This window comes from Lysobacter korlensis (assembly GCF_042434515.1).
Genome location: NZ_JBHLTG010000005.1, coordinates 442,734 through 455,904, shown reverse-complemented (window position 1 = coordinate 455,904; position 13,171 = coordinate 442,734). Strand labels below are relative to the sequence as shown.

Annotated in this window: 15 protein-coding genes; 9 read left to right on the top strand and 6 right to left on the bottom strand. The window is 70.1% G+C overall.

Annotated features, from left to right (window positions below):
- Positions 1-13: 13 nt before the first annotated feature.
- A complete protein-coding gene (locus ACFFGH_RS21615; protein ID WP_386672173.1) occupies positions 14-880 on the top strand; it encodes a DNA-methyltransferase in 867 nt (288 codons plus the stop codon).
- A gap of 4 nt (positions 881-884) precedes the next feature.
- Here ACFFGH_RS21615 and ACFFGH_RS21610 read toward each other — a convergent pair whose 3' ends face one another.
- The 3 genes from ACFFGH_RS21610 to ACFFGH_RS21600 form a co-directional block, all read right to left on the bottom strand.
- On the bottom strand, positions 885-1,199 hold the full coding sequence (locus ACFFGH_RS21610; protein WP_386672171.1) for a PadR family transcriptional regulator: 315 nt from the start codon (positions 1,197-1,199) through the stop codon (positions 885-887).
- A gap of 124 nt (positions 1,200-1,323) precedes the next feature.
- A complete protein-coding gene (locus ACFFGH_RS21605; protein ID WP_386672169.1) occupies positions 1,324-1,740 on the bottom strand; it encodes a VOC family protein in 417 nt (138 codons plus the stop codon).
- A gap of 5 nt (positions 1,741-1,745) precedes the next feature.
- Complete coding sequence (locus tag ACFFGH_RS21600) at positions 1,746-2,171, bottom strand: helix-turn-helix transcriptional regulator (RefSeq protein ID WP_386672167.1); 426 nt, start codon at positions 2,169-2,171, stop codon at positions 1,746-1,748.
- Between the two features lie 88 nt (positions 2,172-2,259).
- Between ACFFGH_RS21600 and ACFFGH_RS21595 the strand changes: the two genes are divergently transcribed.
- Positions 2,260-3,036 carry an HAD-IIA family hydrolase gene (locus tag ACFFGH_RS21595; RefSeq protein ID WP_386672165.1) on the top strand — a complete coding sequence of 259 codons (777 nt, stop codon included), beginning with the start codon at positions 2,260-2,262 and terminating at the stop codon, positions 3,034-3,036.
- A 99-nt stretch (positions 3,037-3,135) separates the two neighbouring features.
- Here ACFFGH_RS21595 and ACFFGH_RS21590 read toward each other — a convergent pair whose 3' ends face one another.
- Complete coding sequence (locus ACFFGH_RS21590; protein WP_386672163.1) at positions 3,136-4,209, bottom strand: hypothetical protein; 1,074 nt, start codon at positions 4,207-4,209, stop codon at positions 3,136-3,138.
- On the bottom strand, positions 4,206-4,757 hold the full coding sequence (pyrE, locus tag ACFFGH_RS21585; RefSeq protein ID WP_386672161.1) for an orotate phosphoribosyltransferase: 552 nt from the start codon (positions 4,755-4,757) through the stop codon (positions 4,206-4,208). The genes ACFFGH_RS21590 and pyrE overlap by 4 nt, the downstream gene beginning before the upstream one ends.
- 67 nt (positions 4,758-4,824) lie before the next feature.
- On the opposite strand from pyrE, the gene ACFFGH_RS21580 reads away from it, so the two are divergent.
- Positions 4,825-5,664: an exodeoxyribonuclease III gene (locus tag ACFFGH_RS21580; protein WP_386672159.1), complete on the top strand. Its 840-nt coding sequence runs from the start codon at positions 4,825-4,827 to the stop codon at positions 5,662-5,664.
- A 13-nt stretch (positions 5,665-5,677) separates the two neighbouring features.
- On the opposite strand, the gene ACFFGH_RS21575 is transcribed toward ACFFGH_RS21580, so the two are convergent.
- Complete coding sequence (locus ACFFGH_RS21575; protein WP_386672157.1) at positions 5,678-6,601, bottom strand: AEC family transporter; 924 nt, start codon at positions 6,599-6,601, stop codon at positions 5,678-5,680.
- Positions 6,602-6,735: 134 nt separating this feature from the next.
- On the opposite strand from ACFFGH_RS21575, the gene ACFFGH_RS21570 reads away from it, so the two are divergent.
- The 6 genes from ACFFGH_RS21570 to ACFFGH_RS21545 all read left to right on the top strand — a co-directional run bounded on the left by ACFFGH_RS21570 (position 6,736) and on the right by ACFFGH_RS21545 (position 13,126).
- Positions 6,736-8,127 carry a DUF6421 family protein gene (locus ACFFGH_RS21570; RefSeq protein WP_386672155.1) on the top strand — a complete coding sequence of 464 codons (1,392 nt, stop codon included), beginning with the start codon at positions 6,736-6,738 and terminating at the stop codon, positions 8,125-8,127.
- A complete protein-coding gene (locus ACFFGH_RS21565) occupies positions 8,120-8,755 on the top strand; it encodes an SDR family oxidoreductase (protein WP_386672153.1) in 636 nt (211 codons plus the stop codon). The genes ACFFGH_RS21570 and ACFFGH_RS21565 overlap by 8 nt, the downstream gene beginning before the upstream one ends.
- A 119-nt stretch (positions 8,756-8,874) precedes the next feature.
- Positions 8,875-9,411, top strand: coding sequence for a PadR family transcriptional regulator (locus ACFFGH_RS21560; RefSeq protein ID WP_386672152.1), 537 nt, complete (start codon positions 8,875-8,877; stop codon positions 9,409-9,411).
- Between the two features lie 4 nt (positions 9,412-9,415).
- On the top strand, positions 9,416-11,116 hold the full coding sequence (locus ACFFGH_RS21555) for an ABC1 kinase family protein (RefSeq protein WP_386672150.1): 1,701 nt from the start codon (positions 9,416-9,418) through the stop codon (positions 11,114-11,116).
- Between the two features lie 94 nt (positions 11,117-11,210).
- Complete coding sequence (locus tag ACFFGH_RS21550) at positions 11,211-12,485, top strand: sensor histidine kinase (RefSeq protein WP_386672148.1); 1,275 nt, start codon at positions 11,211-11,213, stop codon at positions 12,483-12,485.
- Complete coding sequence (locus ACFFGH_RS21545) at positions 12,482-13,126, top strand: response regulator (RefSeq protein ID WP_386672146.1); 645 nt, start codon at positions 12,482-12,484, stop codon at positions 13,124-13,126. The genes ACFFGH_RS21550 and ACFFGH_RS21545 overlap by 4 nt, the downstream gene beginning before the upstream one ends.
- Positions 13,127-13,171: the final 45 nt, after the last annotated feature.

Below are 13,171 nucleotides of genomic sequence, written 5' to 3'. Positions count from 1 at the left end.
TTAACCTCGGGGCATGACCGCGCCGCTCTGGACTCCCGACGGGCCGAACCTCGTCGTCGAGGGCGACAACGTGAGCGTGACGGCGGGGCTGCCCGACGGGTCCTTCCGCCTCATCTATCTCGACCCTCCGTTCAACACCGGCCGGGAGCAGGTGCGGCAGAGCCTCACCACGCAGCGCGCGGCGGGCGGCACACGCACCGGGTTCCAGGGCGCGACCTACGAGACGGTGAAGGGCGCCCTGTTCCGCTACGACGACCGCTTCGCCGACTACTGGGGGTTCCTCGAGCCTCGTCTCGAGGAGGCGTGGCGGCTGCTCGATGCCCGCGGCACCCTCTACCTGCACCTCGACTACCGGGAGGTGCACTACGCCAAGGTCGCGCTCGACGCGCTGTTCGGACGCGAGTGCTTCCTGAACGAGATCATCTGGGCATACGACTACGGCGCCCGCACGAAGGCGCGCTGGCCGTCGAAGCACGACACGATCCTGGTGTACGTGAAAGACCCGACCGGCTATCACTTCGACGCGGAGGCGGTGGACCGGGAGCCGTACATGGCGCCGGGGCTGGTGACGCCGGAGAAGGCGGCGCTCGGCAAGCTCCCCACGGACGTCTGGTGGCACACCATCGTCTCGCCCACCGGCAAGGAGAAGACGGGATACGCGACGCAGAAGCCGGAAGGCGTGCTGCGTCGGATTGTCCAGGCGTCCAGTGCGCCGGGCGACTGGGTGCTGGACTTCTTCGCCGGCAGCGGCACCACCGGCGCCGTCGCGCAGGCGCTCGGCCGCCGGTTCGTGCTGGTCGACTCGAACTCCGAGGCGGTCACCGTCATGGAGCGGCGGCTCGGGTCCGCGGCGACGGTGGTGCGACCTCGCCCGGCCTGACCGGCTACCCGGTGCGCGCGCGGCTCGGTCGCGGCGCGGGCGGCGATTCGGCCCTGGCACGGAGCAGCGCCTCGGCCGCCGGGGCCCCCTCATCGGTGAGCTGGTAGAGCCTGCGGCGGGGCCCGGGTCGCGCGTCGTCCGCTTCCCACTCGGATCGCACCCAGCCGGAACGCTCGAGGCGGTCGAGGATCGGGTAGATCGTGCCCGACGGCCGCCCGCTGGCGCTCATGATCTTCAGGCCCCAGACCGGCTCGTCCGCATCCAGCAGCACCTGGAGCACCTCGCACGTCGGGGCGGTGACGCGCTGGAGGGGTTCCATGGCGTAACCCTAGTTATGTCGAATCACGGATGATCGGGTTCCCGTCGAATGATCGCCGAATCTCACGCTCATCTGACACAAGCGCGATCATCGGCCGCTCCACCGGTACGCGGACTGAGGTCGCTCAGGCGCCCTTCGGCTGGGCGAACCGCAGCTCGTTGCCGGCGGGATCCCGGAAGGCGCAGTCCCGCACACCGTAGAACTGGTCCATCGGCTCCTGCAGCACATCCGCTCCCGCCGCCTGAATGCGTTCGAACGTCGCATCCACGTCGTCCACGGCGAAGTTGACGCCGCGGAGGAGTCCCTTGGCCAGCAGTTCCGCGGCGGCCTGCCGATCGGCGTCCGAGACGTTGGGATCCGCGATCGGCGGTTCGAGCACGATGGCCACGTCGGGCTGCGACGGAGATCCGACCGTCACCCAGCGCATCCCCTCGTAGGCGACGTCGTTGCGCACCTCCAGGCCGAGGACATCGCGGTAGAAGCCGAGTGCCTTGTCGTGGTCGTCGACGGCGATGAATGTCTGTGAGAGTTTGATTTCCATGCGATTCACGCTATGGGCTCGGCGACGCGCTTCGCTTCTCCATTCCTGACCGGTCGCGTCGAGCTTCTCAGCAGGCACGGCGGGATGGCGGCGACCTCGTCGTGGTTCCGCCCCCGGTACGCGCTCGGGCTCTCGCCGACCAGCTCGGTGAATCGGGAGCTGAAAGACCCGAGCGACGTGCATCCCACCGCGAAGCACACCTCGGTCACCGACAGGTCGCCCCGGCGCAGCAGCGCCTTCGCCCGCTCGATCCGTCGCGTCTGGAGATAGCCGTATGGCGTCTCGCCGTAGGCGGCCCGGAAGCTCCGCGAGAAATGGCCGGGCGACATCAGGGCGACCCGGGCCAGCGCCGCGACGTCGAGCGGCTTCGCGTAGTCGCGGTCCATCACGTCGCGGGCCCGGCGGAGCCGGACGATGTCCTCCAGCAGCACACACCCACCATTCCACAGCGGGTGGCCCGCCGGAATGGCGGGGCCCCGGCGGACCGGGAGCGGAACGTCCGGTCGCTACGATGGCCCGGTGTCGAACCGTGCGGAGATCAAGTCCTGGCTGACCGATATGGACGGCGTGCTCGTCCATGAGAACGAGGCGCTCCCCGGCTCGGCCGACCTGCTGCGGAAGTGGAAGAACGACGGCACACCGTTCCTCGTGCTGACGAACAACTCGATCTTCACGGCTCGCGACCTGAGCGCTCGCCTGCGCGCGTCCGGGCTGGACGTGCCGGAGGACCGGATCTGGACATCCGCGCTCGCCACCGCCGATTTCCTGAAGTCCCAGAAGCCCGGCGGCTCCGCCTACGTGATCGGCGAGGCCGGCATCCTGACCGCCCTCCACGACGCCGGCTACATCATGACCGAGACCGATCCGGACTTCGTGGTGCTCGGCGAGACCCGCAACTACTCATTCGAGGCGATCACCAAGGCGATCCGTCTTCTCGGCCGTGGCGCGCGTTTCATCGCGACGAACCCCGATGCGACCGGACCCAGCGCCGAGGGACCGATGCCGGCGACGGGCGCCGTGGCGGCGCTCATCACGAAGGCCACCGGCAAGGAGCCATACGTCGTCGGCAAGCCGAACCCGATGATGTTCCGGTCCGCGCTGAACCAGATCGGCGCGCACTCGGAGGAGACCGGGATGATCGGCGACCGGATGGACACCGATGTCGTCGCCGGCATCGAAGCCGGGCTGCACACCATCCTGGTGCTTACCGGCATCAGTGACCGCGCGGAGATCGAGCGGTACCCGTTCCGGCCGGACGAGGTGCTCGACGGGGTGCATCAGCTCCTCGACGACTGAGCCGACCGCGTCGATGCGACCGCATCGAGGTGCGCGAACGGCCGGTCCCGGGCACTGGACGCAGCCATCCGGGCCGACTCGCCGAGCGCCGCAGCGCGCCTACCCTGCCGGCGGCACGGCGAGGGTGCCCTCGAGCGGATCGCCGCCCGACCGGGTGAGGAAGCAGAAGTACTCTTGGTGGCCCTCGTCCCACTCCTCGGCGTTCACCGCGTGCGCGCCCTCGACGACGATGTCGTCGAACTGCCGGGCGGCGCCGTAGTCGATGACCGACGGATCCGTGCAGAGCAGGTTGATCTGCCCGGCGAGCTCCTCGAAGCCGGGGTACGTGCCATCCGGTGCCACCTCGTCCGGGAACATGCCGCGGACCAGCAGCTGCGCGGCGTGCGGGCCGGAGCATTCGACTACCGTGTAGTCCTCCTGCCAGGCCGACTCGTACGGGTCGAGGCACTCGCCGCCGCGGAGCTCATCCCAGGCGTATCCGCCCGGGGCAACCGGTCCGGCCGCGGGGTCGACCGGCGTCGGCGTCGGTGTCGGCGTCGGGGTCGACGTCTCCACTGGCTGCGGGGCGGCGAACATCGCGGGAAGGCGGCGTCCGATCGCGAACAGTGCGATCAGCACCAGGATGGCGACCAGGATGCCCGCAGCCCAGAGCAGGGACCGCTGCGCCGACGTGAGCGACGGGCGGGTGCGGGCGGCGCGCACCGCGGTCGCGCCCGCCGGAGGGGTCTTCTGAGGCAGCACCGCGGTGGTTTCGAAGTCGCGGAACTGCCCCGGCTGGAAGAGCGCTTCGATCCCTGTAGGTCCCGTCTCGGGACGGGTCCCCGGCATGGGGGAACGCGGCACGGGGCCACCGGGAGCGACCGCCGGCACGACGGCGGTCTCCCATGCCATCGCCTCCGTCGGCGGCTGACCCTCGGGGAATGGTGCACCGTCCAGGGACGGGTCCACGGGCGCCGGATCAGTGTCGGGACCGTCGACGTCCCACCGGAACGCCTGAGTCGCGTCGTCCTCGGCCGGGGCGTCCCAGCGGAACGCCTCGGTGGCCGGCCCCTCGTCCTGCCGCGCAGCCCCGGTCGCCGCGATCGGAACGGCCGCGGACGTCTCGGTCCGGGCAGGGTCGCCTGCGCCGGCGCTTCGGCGGGCGCGCCGGGGTCGGTCGGTGTCGTCCGTCACGGCTCCAGTCCGAGGTCGGCGAGCCCCAGCGCGGCCAGGTACGGGTAGCCCGCCGCCTCGATCACCTCTCGCGCGCCGGTCGCACGGTCGACGACGACGGCGACGGCGGCCACCTCGGCGCCCACCTTCTCCACGGCGGCGATGGCCTTGAGCGGGGAGCCGCCGGTCGTGGAGGTGTCCTCCAGCACGATCACCCGCTTGCCCTCGAGGTCCGGACCCTCGACCTGACGGCCGCGGCCGTGATCCTTCGGCTCCTTGCGGACGACGAACGCGTCGTAGCTCTTGCCCCGGGCGGCGCCCTGGTGCAGCACGGCGGCGGCGATCGGGTCGGCGCCCATGGTGAGCCCGCCCACCGCCGCGACCTCCGGGATGTCGCCGATCAGATCGACCATCACCTGACCGATCAGCGGGGCGACGCGGGCGTCCAGGCTGACCCGCCGCATGTCGATGTAGTAGCTCGCCTGCTTGCCGCTGGTGAGGGTGAAGTCCCCGTGGAACACGGCTTCCGCCTTCACGAATTCGATGAGCTGGAGCCGGGCGTTCGTCACCCGATCAAGCCTACCGACCCCCCGACCGGGGGCCGAGGAGGTCGGGCCCCTCGGGTAGCGTGGCGGCATGCGCGTGGCGACTTGGAACGTGAACTCGATCCGCTCCCGGGTTGATCGGGTCACCGACTGGCTGGTGCGTGAGGACGTCGATGTGCTGGCCATGCAGGAGATCAAGTGCACGGCCGATCAGTTCCCGCACCTGTCGTTCTCCGCGGCGGGCTACGAGGTGGAGCTGAACGGCCTGAACCAGTGGAACGGCGTGGCGTTCGCGAGCCGGCTGCCGATGGAGGACGTGGAGCTCGGCTTCCCCGGGGTCCCCGGCTTCGGCACGGCCCTGCCGGACGGCTCGCTCCCCACCGAGGCGCGCGCGATGGGCGTGACCGTCGAGGGCGTGCGGATGTGGAGCCTGTACGTGCCGAACGGCCGCGAGCTCGGGCATCCGCACTACTTCTACAAGCTGGAATGGTTGGAGCGGCTGGCGGAGGCGACCACGACCTGGCTCGCCGAGCACCCGGGACGCCCGTTCGCCGTAATGGGCGACTTCAACATCGCCCCGCTCGACGGCGACGTGTGGGATATCAGCGTGTTCCTCAACAGCACACACGTCTCCGCCCCGGAGCGGGAGGCGTTCGCAGCGCTGCAGGCCGTCGGACTCCACGACATCGTGCGCGATTTCGTTCCGACCGGCTTCACGTACTGGGACTACAAGCGGCTGCGCTTCCCGCGGAACGAAGGGATGCGGATCGACTTCATCCTCGGCTCGAAGGACTTCACCGACCTCGTCACCGCCGCGTCCATCCACCGAAACGAGCGCAAGGGCACGGCGCCGAGCGATCACGTCCCGGTGGTCGTCGACCTGGACCTGGACGCGGCCGACGGCGACGACGATCGGCCGATGATCTTCTGACACAGCAGCCGGGTCAGGGAGCGAGAAGCGCCGCCACGAGAAGCAGCGCGGGCACGGAGCCGATCGTGGTGAGCAGCACCGCGTCTCGCGCGACGATCTCGCCGCGCTCGTATCGCTGCGCGTAGTTGAAGACGTTCTGCGCGGCAGGCAGAGCAGCCAGCACCGTGACGACGAAGAGCTCCTGCCCGTCGAGGCCGAACCAGAATCGTCCGGCAGCCCAGGCGATGAGCGGCATGATCGTGAGCTTCAGCGTGACGGCGAGCAGCACGTCTCGCCGCCCGGTCCCGGGTGCCAGCAGTCGCGAGCCGGAGAGAGACATGCCGAACGAGACGAGCATCACCGGGATCGCGGCCGCGCCGATCAGGCGGAATGGCTCCATCACCGCGTCGGGCAGCTGGACACCAATCGCGCTCAGCAGCACGCCCAGCGCCGAGCCGACGATCATCGGATTCGTCAGCATCCGCAGCAGCACCTTGCCGACGGAGCGCGATCCGCTGCTGCTCGCATCCAGGATGCCGAGTGCGACCGGGGTGATCACCAGCAGCTGGAGGAGCAGCAGCGGTGCTGAATACGCGGCGTTCCCGAGCACGTAGAGCGAGACGGGAATGCCGATGTTGTTCGCGTTGACATACCCGGATGCCAGTGATCCCACGACGGTCTGCGTGGCCGACCGTCGCCAGATGAGCGACGACACGAGCCCGTAGATCAGGAAGCATGCGAAGGCGGCGATCACCGACACGGCAAGCAGCGACGAGAACAGCAGGTTCACATCGGCCTCCGCCAGCACGGTGAAGAGCAGGAACGGCGACAGCACGAAGAAGACCAGCCGTGCGAGCACGGTGCGGCCATGTTCGCCGAGCACACCCAGCCTGCCGGTGACGAAGCCGACGGCGATCATGACTCCGATCACGAAGAAGCCGAGCAGCACGCCTGTCACCTCTCAAGTGTGGCGCAGCGGCGCGGCGCACAGAACTTGCGCCGATCCACTCAGAGGCATACAGATCACTGCGCGGATGCAAGTCCCGTGCACGAATCCGGCTCTAGGCTCGGAATCGAGCCCAAGGAGGACCATTGACGCAGCTTGCCGACAACTTCGAAGTCGTTGGGCCCGGACCGACCGCGATCGGGCCGGCGGCGCATCCGGTCGCCGCGCACCCGGCATGGCTCGACCTCAAGGCCGCGGTCACGGAGCTGCGCCCCCTGCAGGTCAATGACGGCAGCATCCCAGACGAGACGATGCACCCGTCGGCGTCCGGCCTCGCAGACCGGATCCGCGAGGCGCTCCGGGTGCTCGCGGGCGTTCTGCCGCACGACGCCGGATACCTGACCGCGTGCGCCGAGGACTTCCGCCGCTGGTCGGACGGCGGCTTCGCCGTGCCGGACTTCCATGACTCACTGGTCGAGTTCGCCCCGCAGGAGGCGCGGATCGACTCTCTGGCGCACGTCATCGTGTTCCCGATGTACACCCAGAACGGCAGCACCGACCGCCGCGTCGAGGCCGTGATCACGGAGGTGATCTGGCCCGAGTTCCTCGCCGCGCTGGAGGCCGGCGACTATTCGAACGCGCTGTTCGTGCCGGTGCGCTTTCTCGACTTCACCGCCGGCTACGACACCAACAGCGCCGTGCTGTTCCCGGAGACCGTGGCGATGCGGCAGATCCCTCCGTTCACCTGGGGCATGATCTTCGCGGACCGGGAGGCCGCGCGATTCCGCCGGGTGGTGCGTGCCGCGGCCGGCATCACCCACCTGGAGCTGCCGGAGGACGCCGAGCGGATGCTGGGCGACCAGAGTCTCACCGAGCAGGCGTTCGTGATGTGGGACCTCATCCACGACCGCACGCATATGCGCGGCGACCTTCCGTTCGACCCGTTCATGATCAAGCAGCGGATGCCGTTCTTCCTCTACTCGCTGGAGGAGCTGCGCTGCGACCTGACCGCGTTCGTGCAGGCGGTGAAGCTGGCCCGCGCGGACGGCACCGACCCGGTCACCCGGGAGCGCGCGCAACTGGTGCAGTACGCCGTGATCTTCGACCGCATCTTCCGGTTCGCGATCACCGGGTCGCGGGTGCGCAACTACGACGGCCTGGGCGGGCAGCTGCTCTTCGCCTGGCTGCACCAGCATCACGTGCTGCACTGGACCGACACCCGCCTCACCATCGACTGGGACGAGGTGCCGGACGTCGTGATCGCTCTCTCCGACGCGATCGGCGACCTGTACTGGCGCAGCATCGACCGCCCGAAGACCGCGCACTGGCTCGCCGCCTACGACCTCGTCTCCTCCACCCTCACCCCGCATCCTGCGTCGAAGTGGGCGACCCGCGACCTGCCGTTGGCCGGTACGCCGCGAGAGTTGACGGATGCGGTGCTCGACGACGAGTTCCCGCTGTCGATGTTCTATGAGGCGCTGCAGAAGAAGCTCGGCCCGGTGATCGAGTCGACGGCGGGAATCACCGGCCGTGACTGACCGCGTCGTCGTGGTGACCGGAGCGACCGGCTCTGCCGGTCGCGCCGTGTGCGAGCGTCTGGAGCGCGAGGGGTTCACCGTCGCAGCGGTCGGCCGCGACGCGACCCGCCTGGACGGTGTCGCCGCCGCCAGTCGTCATGTCTGCGACCTCACCGACCTGGAGGCGGTGGGGGCGTTGAGGGTGGCGGTGCGCGGCGAGCACGGACACGTCGACGGCCTGGTGCATCTTGTCGGCGGCTGGCGTGGCGGGTCGGATCCGGAAGGGTGGGACTGGCTCGAGCCGCAGCTGGTCACCAGCCTGCGCTACGCGACTCTCGCGTTCCACGATGACCTGGCCGCCTCCGACGCCGGGAGGCTGGCGATGGTGGGCAGCATCAGTGCTTCGTCGCCGACCTGGGGCAATGCGAACTATTCGGCGCTCAAGGCCGCCGCGGAAGCATGGGTGGCCGCGGTCGCCTCGGGATGGCGGAGGGGCGGGACCGCGGCGGCGGTGACGTTCGTGGTGAAGTCGCTCGGCGACGATGCGACGCCGGTGGACGCGGTGGCGGAGGCGGTCGCGCGGCTCTGGGACCGCCCGGCCGCCGAAATCAACGGCTCCCGCATCCCGCTGCTGCCGACCGAGGACTGACCGAGCAGGCCGCCCACCGCACCGCCGCACTGGCGCGCGTCCAGGTGACCGCCGTATCGTCTGCATGGCGGAGACACTCCGAGTGGCGCCTCTCCCGCCCCGGCTCGAAGGGACACTTCATGCGAACCTCATCCTCAGCAGGCTTCTATCTGTGGGACGCCGTCGAAAGCCTCCGCGGCGCCTTCGCGTCTCGCTCCGGCGGGCGCTCATCGACGTGGTCGGCGCACGAGAACATCCGCGCCGCGATCTTGTCCGCCCTGGCGCAGGAGCCGAAGAACGGCCGCCAGGTCATGCAGACCATCGCGGCCCGCAGCGACGGTGCATGGATACCGAGCGCGAGCGCGGTCTACCCGATGCTGCAGCAGCTCACGGATGAAGGCCTCGTCAGCACCCAGCACGACGGAGAGCGCATCGTCTACGAGCTCACCGTCGCGGGCCGCGAAGCCGCGGCTGAAGCGGCAGCCTCGAGCGAGTCGTCCGGCGACTCGCCTCAGCGCCGGTTCGACGCCTCGGCGGCCGTGCCTAAAGCGGGAGTCAGGCTCGCACAGGCGGCGGCACAGGTCGCACAGAGCGGCACCCCCGAGCAGAAGGAGCGCACCGCAGCGGTTCTCGATGAGGCGCGCCGCAAGGTCTACGCGATCCTCGCTGAGGACTGACCTGGTGCCGTCCACCGGCGGCGATCCCAGCCCGCAGGTCGACGATGCCCTGCGGGCGCGCTACCGCCGCATCATGCGGTTCGCGGCGCGGGCGCTCGTGCAGGTGTGGTGGTTCGAGCTCGTGCTGCCGCGAATCGGCCTGACGCGGTTCGCCGCTCGGGGGCGCATCCGGCGGGTGCAGCGACTCGCGCGCCGGTTCCACACCCTCGCCACGGACCTCGGTGGCCTCATGATCAAGGCCGGACAGTTCCTGTCATCGCGACTCGACGTGCTGCCGGCGGAGATCACGCGCGAGCTCGAGGGGCTGCAGGACGAGGTGGCTCCTGAGCCGTTCGCGCGCATCGTCGAGCAGGCGGAACGCGAGCTCGGCGTTCCGCTCGATCGGGCGTACACGTTCTTCGACCCGACGCCGATCGCGGCGGCCTCGCTCGGCCAGGCTCACCGAGCCCGCCTCTCGCCCGGCATCGCCGGTGACCTCGGCTTCACCGACGTCGTCGTCAAGGTGCTGCGACCCGGGATCGAGCGGATCGTCGAAGTCGACTTGGCCGCCCTGCGCCGGGTCGCGCGTTGGCTTTCGCGGGTGAAAGTCGTCTCCCGACGGGCCGACGCTCCGGCGCTGGTCGAAGAGTTCGCCACGACGAGCCTGCAGGAGATCGACTACGTTCACGAGGCCGTCAACATCGAACGCTTCGCCGCGGACTTCGCCGAGGATCAGCGCGTCGGCACGCCGGTCGTGGTCTGGGAGCGAAGCGCCCGGCGCCTGCTCACCCTCTCCGACGTCACCGCCATCAAGATCACCGACGTCGCCGCGCTGCAGGCCGCCGGCATCGATCCGGTGGCGGTGGCGGCCGAGCTCGCGAGGGCGACGTTCGAGCAGATCTTCGTCGCCGGGTTCTTCCACGCCGACCCCCATCCGGGCAACATCTTCATCACGCCCGGTCCGTCGGGCGGCCCGGGCGACTTCGGCCTCACCTTCATCGACTTCGGCATGATGGGCGAGATCACCGACGAACTGCGTGAAGGGCTCCAGCAGTTCATCTTCTCCGTCGTCGCGCGCGACGCCCGCGCCCTGGTGGTGTCGATCCAGCGCCTGGGCGTGCTGCTTCCTTCGGCCGACACGGTCGAGGTCGAGCGCGCGATGACCGCGATGTTCGACCGCTTCGGCGGCATGGGCGTCGGAGAGCTGATGCGCCTCGACCCACGGGAGTTGCAGGCGTTCGCCACGCAGTTCAGCGAGGTCGTCCGCACCCTCCCGTTCCAGCTTCCCGAGAACTTCCTGCTGCTGATCCGCACCATCTCGCTCCTCTCGGGCGTTACGAGCGCCCTCAACCGCGACTTCAACATGTGGGACGCCGTCGACCCCTTCGCCCGCACGCTGCTGGGCGGCGGCGGCGCGGGCGCCCTGCGCATGCTCGGCCGCGAGGCGGTCACCATCGGATCCGCGCTCGCCCGCCTGCCTCAGCGAGTGGATGCGCTCGCCACGCGCCTCGACCGCGGCGAGCTCGCCGTCCGCGCCCCCGAGGTCGAGCAGCGCCTGCGTGTGCTCGATGGCAGTGTGCGCCGCGCCACATCGGCGGTGCTGTTCTCGGTGCTCCTGCTCGCCGGCGCGCTCCTCCGCCCGGCCGATGAAGTGCTCAGCTGGGTGTTGATGGGCGCCGCGGCGCTGCCGCTGCTCCACGTGCTGGCGCCACGGCGGCTGCGGTAGCCGGCTCGGGGATCGGCATGCTCCACCTGGTGGCGGAGGTGCACTCCCCCCGGCGGGGGATGGCCCAGAAGGGCGGAGCGGCTACCGTGGTCGCATGACGGGGCAGACCTTCGACGCCGACTGGGCTCGACCGCGCCCTGACCCTGAGCAGCTCCGCCGGGATGTCCTCCTCGCGGGAGCGCTGGCGCTCGGCACCGCGCTGAGTCTGACGCTCTACACCATCGGCGAGGTCTACGAGCGTCCGGCGCCCTGGTGGGCGAGCGTTTCCTTCGTCGTGTTCAGCACGGCCCCGCTGGCCTTCCGCCGCCGGTCCCCGCTGCTCGTCGCGGTGATCATTGCGGCCGCATTCATGCTGGGCATGATCGCGCGGGTGCCGGAACTGCTCTTCGGCAGCATCAATCTCTTCGTGGCGATCTACTCGGCCGGCGCGTGGGCGCGGCACCGCGGACGCGCCATGCTGGTCCGCGGCGGAATCATCCTCGCGATGTTCCTCTGGCTGTTCCTCGACCTCGGCATCCGGTTCGCCAACCCGGAGCTGCTCGATGAGCTCATTCCCGGTGACGCCCCGATCCAGTCAGCGGTCGCACTGAGCCTCATCAACGTGCTCATCAACCTGCTTTACTTCGGCGCCGCGTACTTCTTCGGCGATCGCGCGTGGGCCTCGGCCCGCGACCGCGCCGAGCTCGAGCACCGCAACGCGGAGCTGGCGGAGCAGCGTGCAGCCCTCGCCGAGCAGGCGGTCGTGCTGGAGCGGATCCGCATCGCCCGCGAGCTGCACGACGTCGTCGCCCACCACGTCGCCGTCATGGGGGTGCAGGCGGGGGCCGCCCGCCGGGTGCTGCGTGCCGATCCGGATGGGGCCGAGCGTTCCCTGGTCGCAGTCGAGGCGAGCGCGCGGCAGGCGGTGGACGAGCTCCAGCGCATGCTCGGCACGCTCCGCTCCGGCCCGCTCGAGCAGCCTGCTTCAGCGCCGAGCACGGAGGGGCTGGAGCGTCTGCCGGAGCTCGTCGATGAGGCGGGGAGCTCGGGGAGGTCGATCTCGTTCAGCAGCATCGGCGACCCGCGGCCGACCCCGGCGACCGTCGCATCAGCCCTCTACCGGGTGGCCCAGGAGGCGATCACGAACAGCCTCAAGCACGCCGGACGGGACACGACGATCGATGTGCGGCTGCGGTTCCTCGACGAGACTATCGAGCTCGAGGTGACCGACACCGGCGGCCGTCCCGATGAGCCGGCGCAGGGTTCGAATCTCGGTCTCGTCGGAATGCGTGAGCGGATGGCCGCCGTCGGCGGCACGCTGCATACCGGAACGCGGGCGCGGGGCGGCTTCGTCGTGAGGGCCGCCGTGCCCGTTGGAGGGACAACATGACCCGCGTCGTGCTCGCCGACGACCAGGACCTCATGCGGGGCGGCCTGAAGGTCATCCTGGAGTCCGAGCCGGGCATGACCGTCGTCGGCGAGGCGCGCACCGGCGACGACGCGGTGCGGCTCGTCGCGGAGCTCGAACCCGACGTGATCTGCCTCGACGTCCAGATGCCCGACGTCGACGGGCTGGAAGCCGCTCGGCGGATCGCAGCGCTCGGATCCCGCACAGCGGTGCTCATCCTCACCACATTCGACCGCGACGACTACCTCTTCGAGGCGCTGCGGGCGGGCGCCAGCGGGTTCCTGCTGAAGAACGCCTCCCCGGAGAAGCTCATCGAGGCCGTGCAGACGGTCGCGGCCGGCGATGCGCTGCTCGCACCGGACGTCACCCGGCGGGTGATCCAGCGGTTCGCCTCCGGGAGGGTTGCCGTGCCGGATCCCGCCGTCGACTCGCTCACCGAGCGCGAGCGCGAGGTGCTCGGCCTCGTCGCCAAGGGGATGACGAACGCCGAGATCGCCAGAGCGCTCTTCCTCGGCGAGGCGACCGTGAAGACGCACGTGTCGAAGGTGCTGCTGAAGCTCGGGTTGCGGGATCGCATCCACGCCGTCGTGTACGCGCACGAGCGCGGGCTCATGCCCGGCTGAGCTCGCCGCTGACCGGATCCGAAGCTGCTCCGCCGCGCGGGGGAG

Excerpts from the sequence above, each read along its gene's own strand:
- ACFFGH_RS21615 (WP_386672173.1), top strand. The coding sequence starts at position 14 with ATGACCGCGCCGCTCTGGACTCCCGACGGGCCGAACCTCGTCGTCGAG.
- ACFFGH_RS21610 (WP_386672171.1), bottom strand. The coding sequence starts at position 1,199 with ATGGAACCCCTCCAGCGCGTCACCGCCCCGACGTGCGAGGTGCTCCAG.
- ACFFGH_RS21605 (WP_386672169.1), bottom strand. The coding sequence starts at position 1,740 with ATGGAAATCAAACTCTCACAGACATTCATCGCCGTCGACGACCACGAC.
- ACFFGH_RS21580 (WP_386672159.1), top strand. The coding sequence starts at position 4,825 with ATGCGCGTGGCGACTTGGAACGTGAACTCGATCCGCTCCCGGGTTGAT.
- ACFFGH_RS21560 (WP_386672152.1), top strand. The coding sequence starts at position 8,875 with ATGCGAACCTCATCCTCAGCAGGCTTCTATCTGTGGGACGCCGTCGAA.
- ACFFGH_RS21550 (WP_386672148.1), top strand. The coding sequence starts at position 11,211 with ATGACGGGGCAGACCTTCGACGCCGACTGGGCTCGACCGCGCCCTGAC.
- ACFFGH_RS21545 (WP_386672146.1), top strand. The coding sequence starts at position 12,482 with ATGACCCGCGTCGTGCTCGCCGACGACCAGGACCTCATGCGGGGCGGC.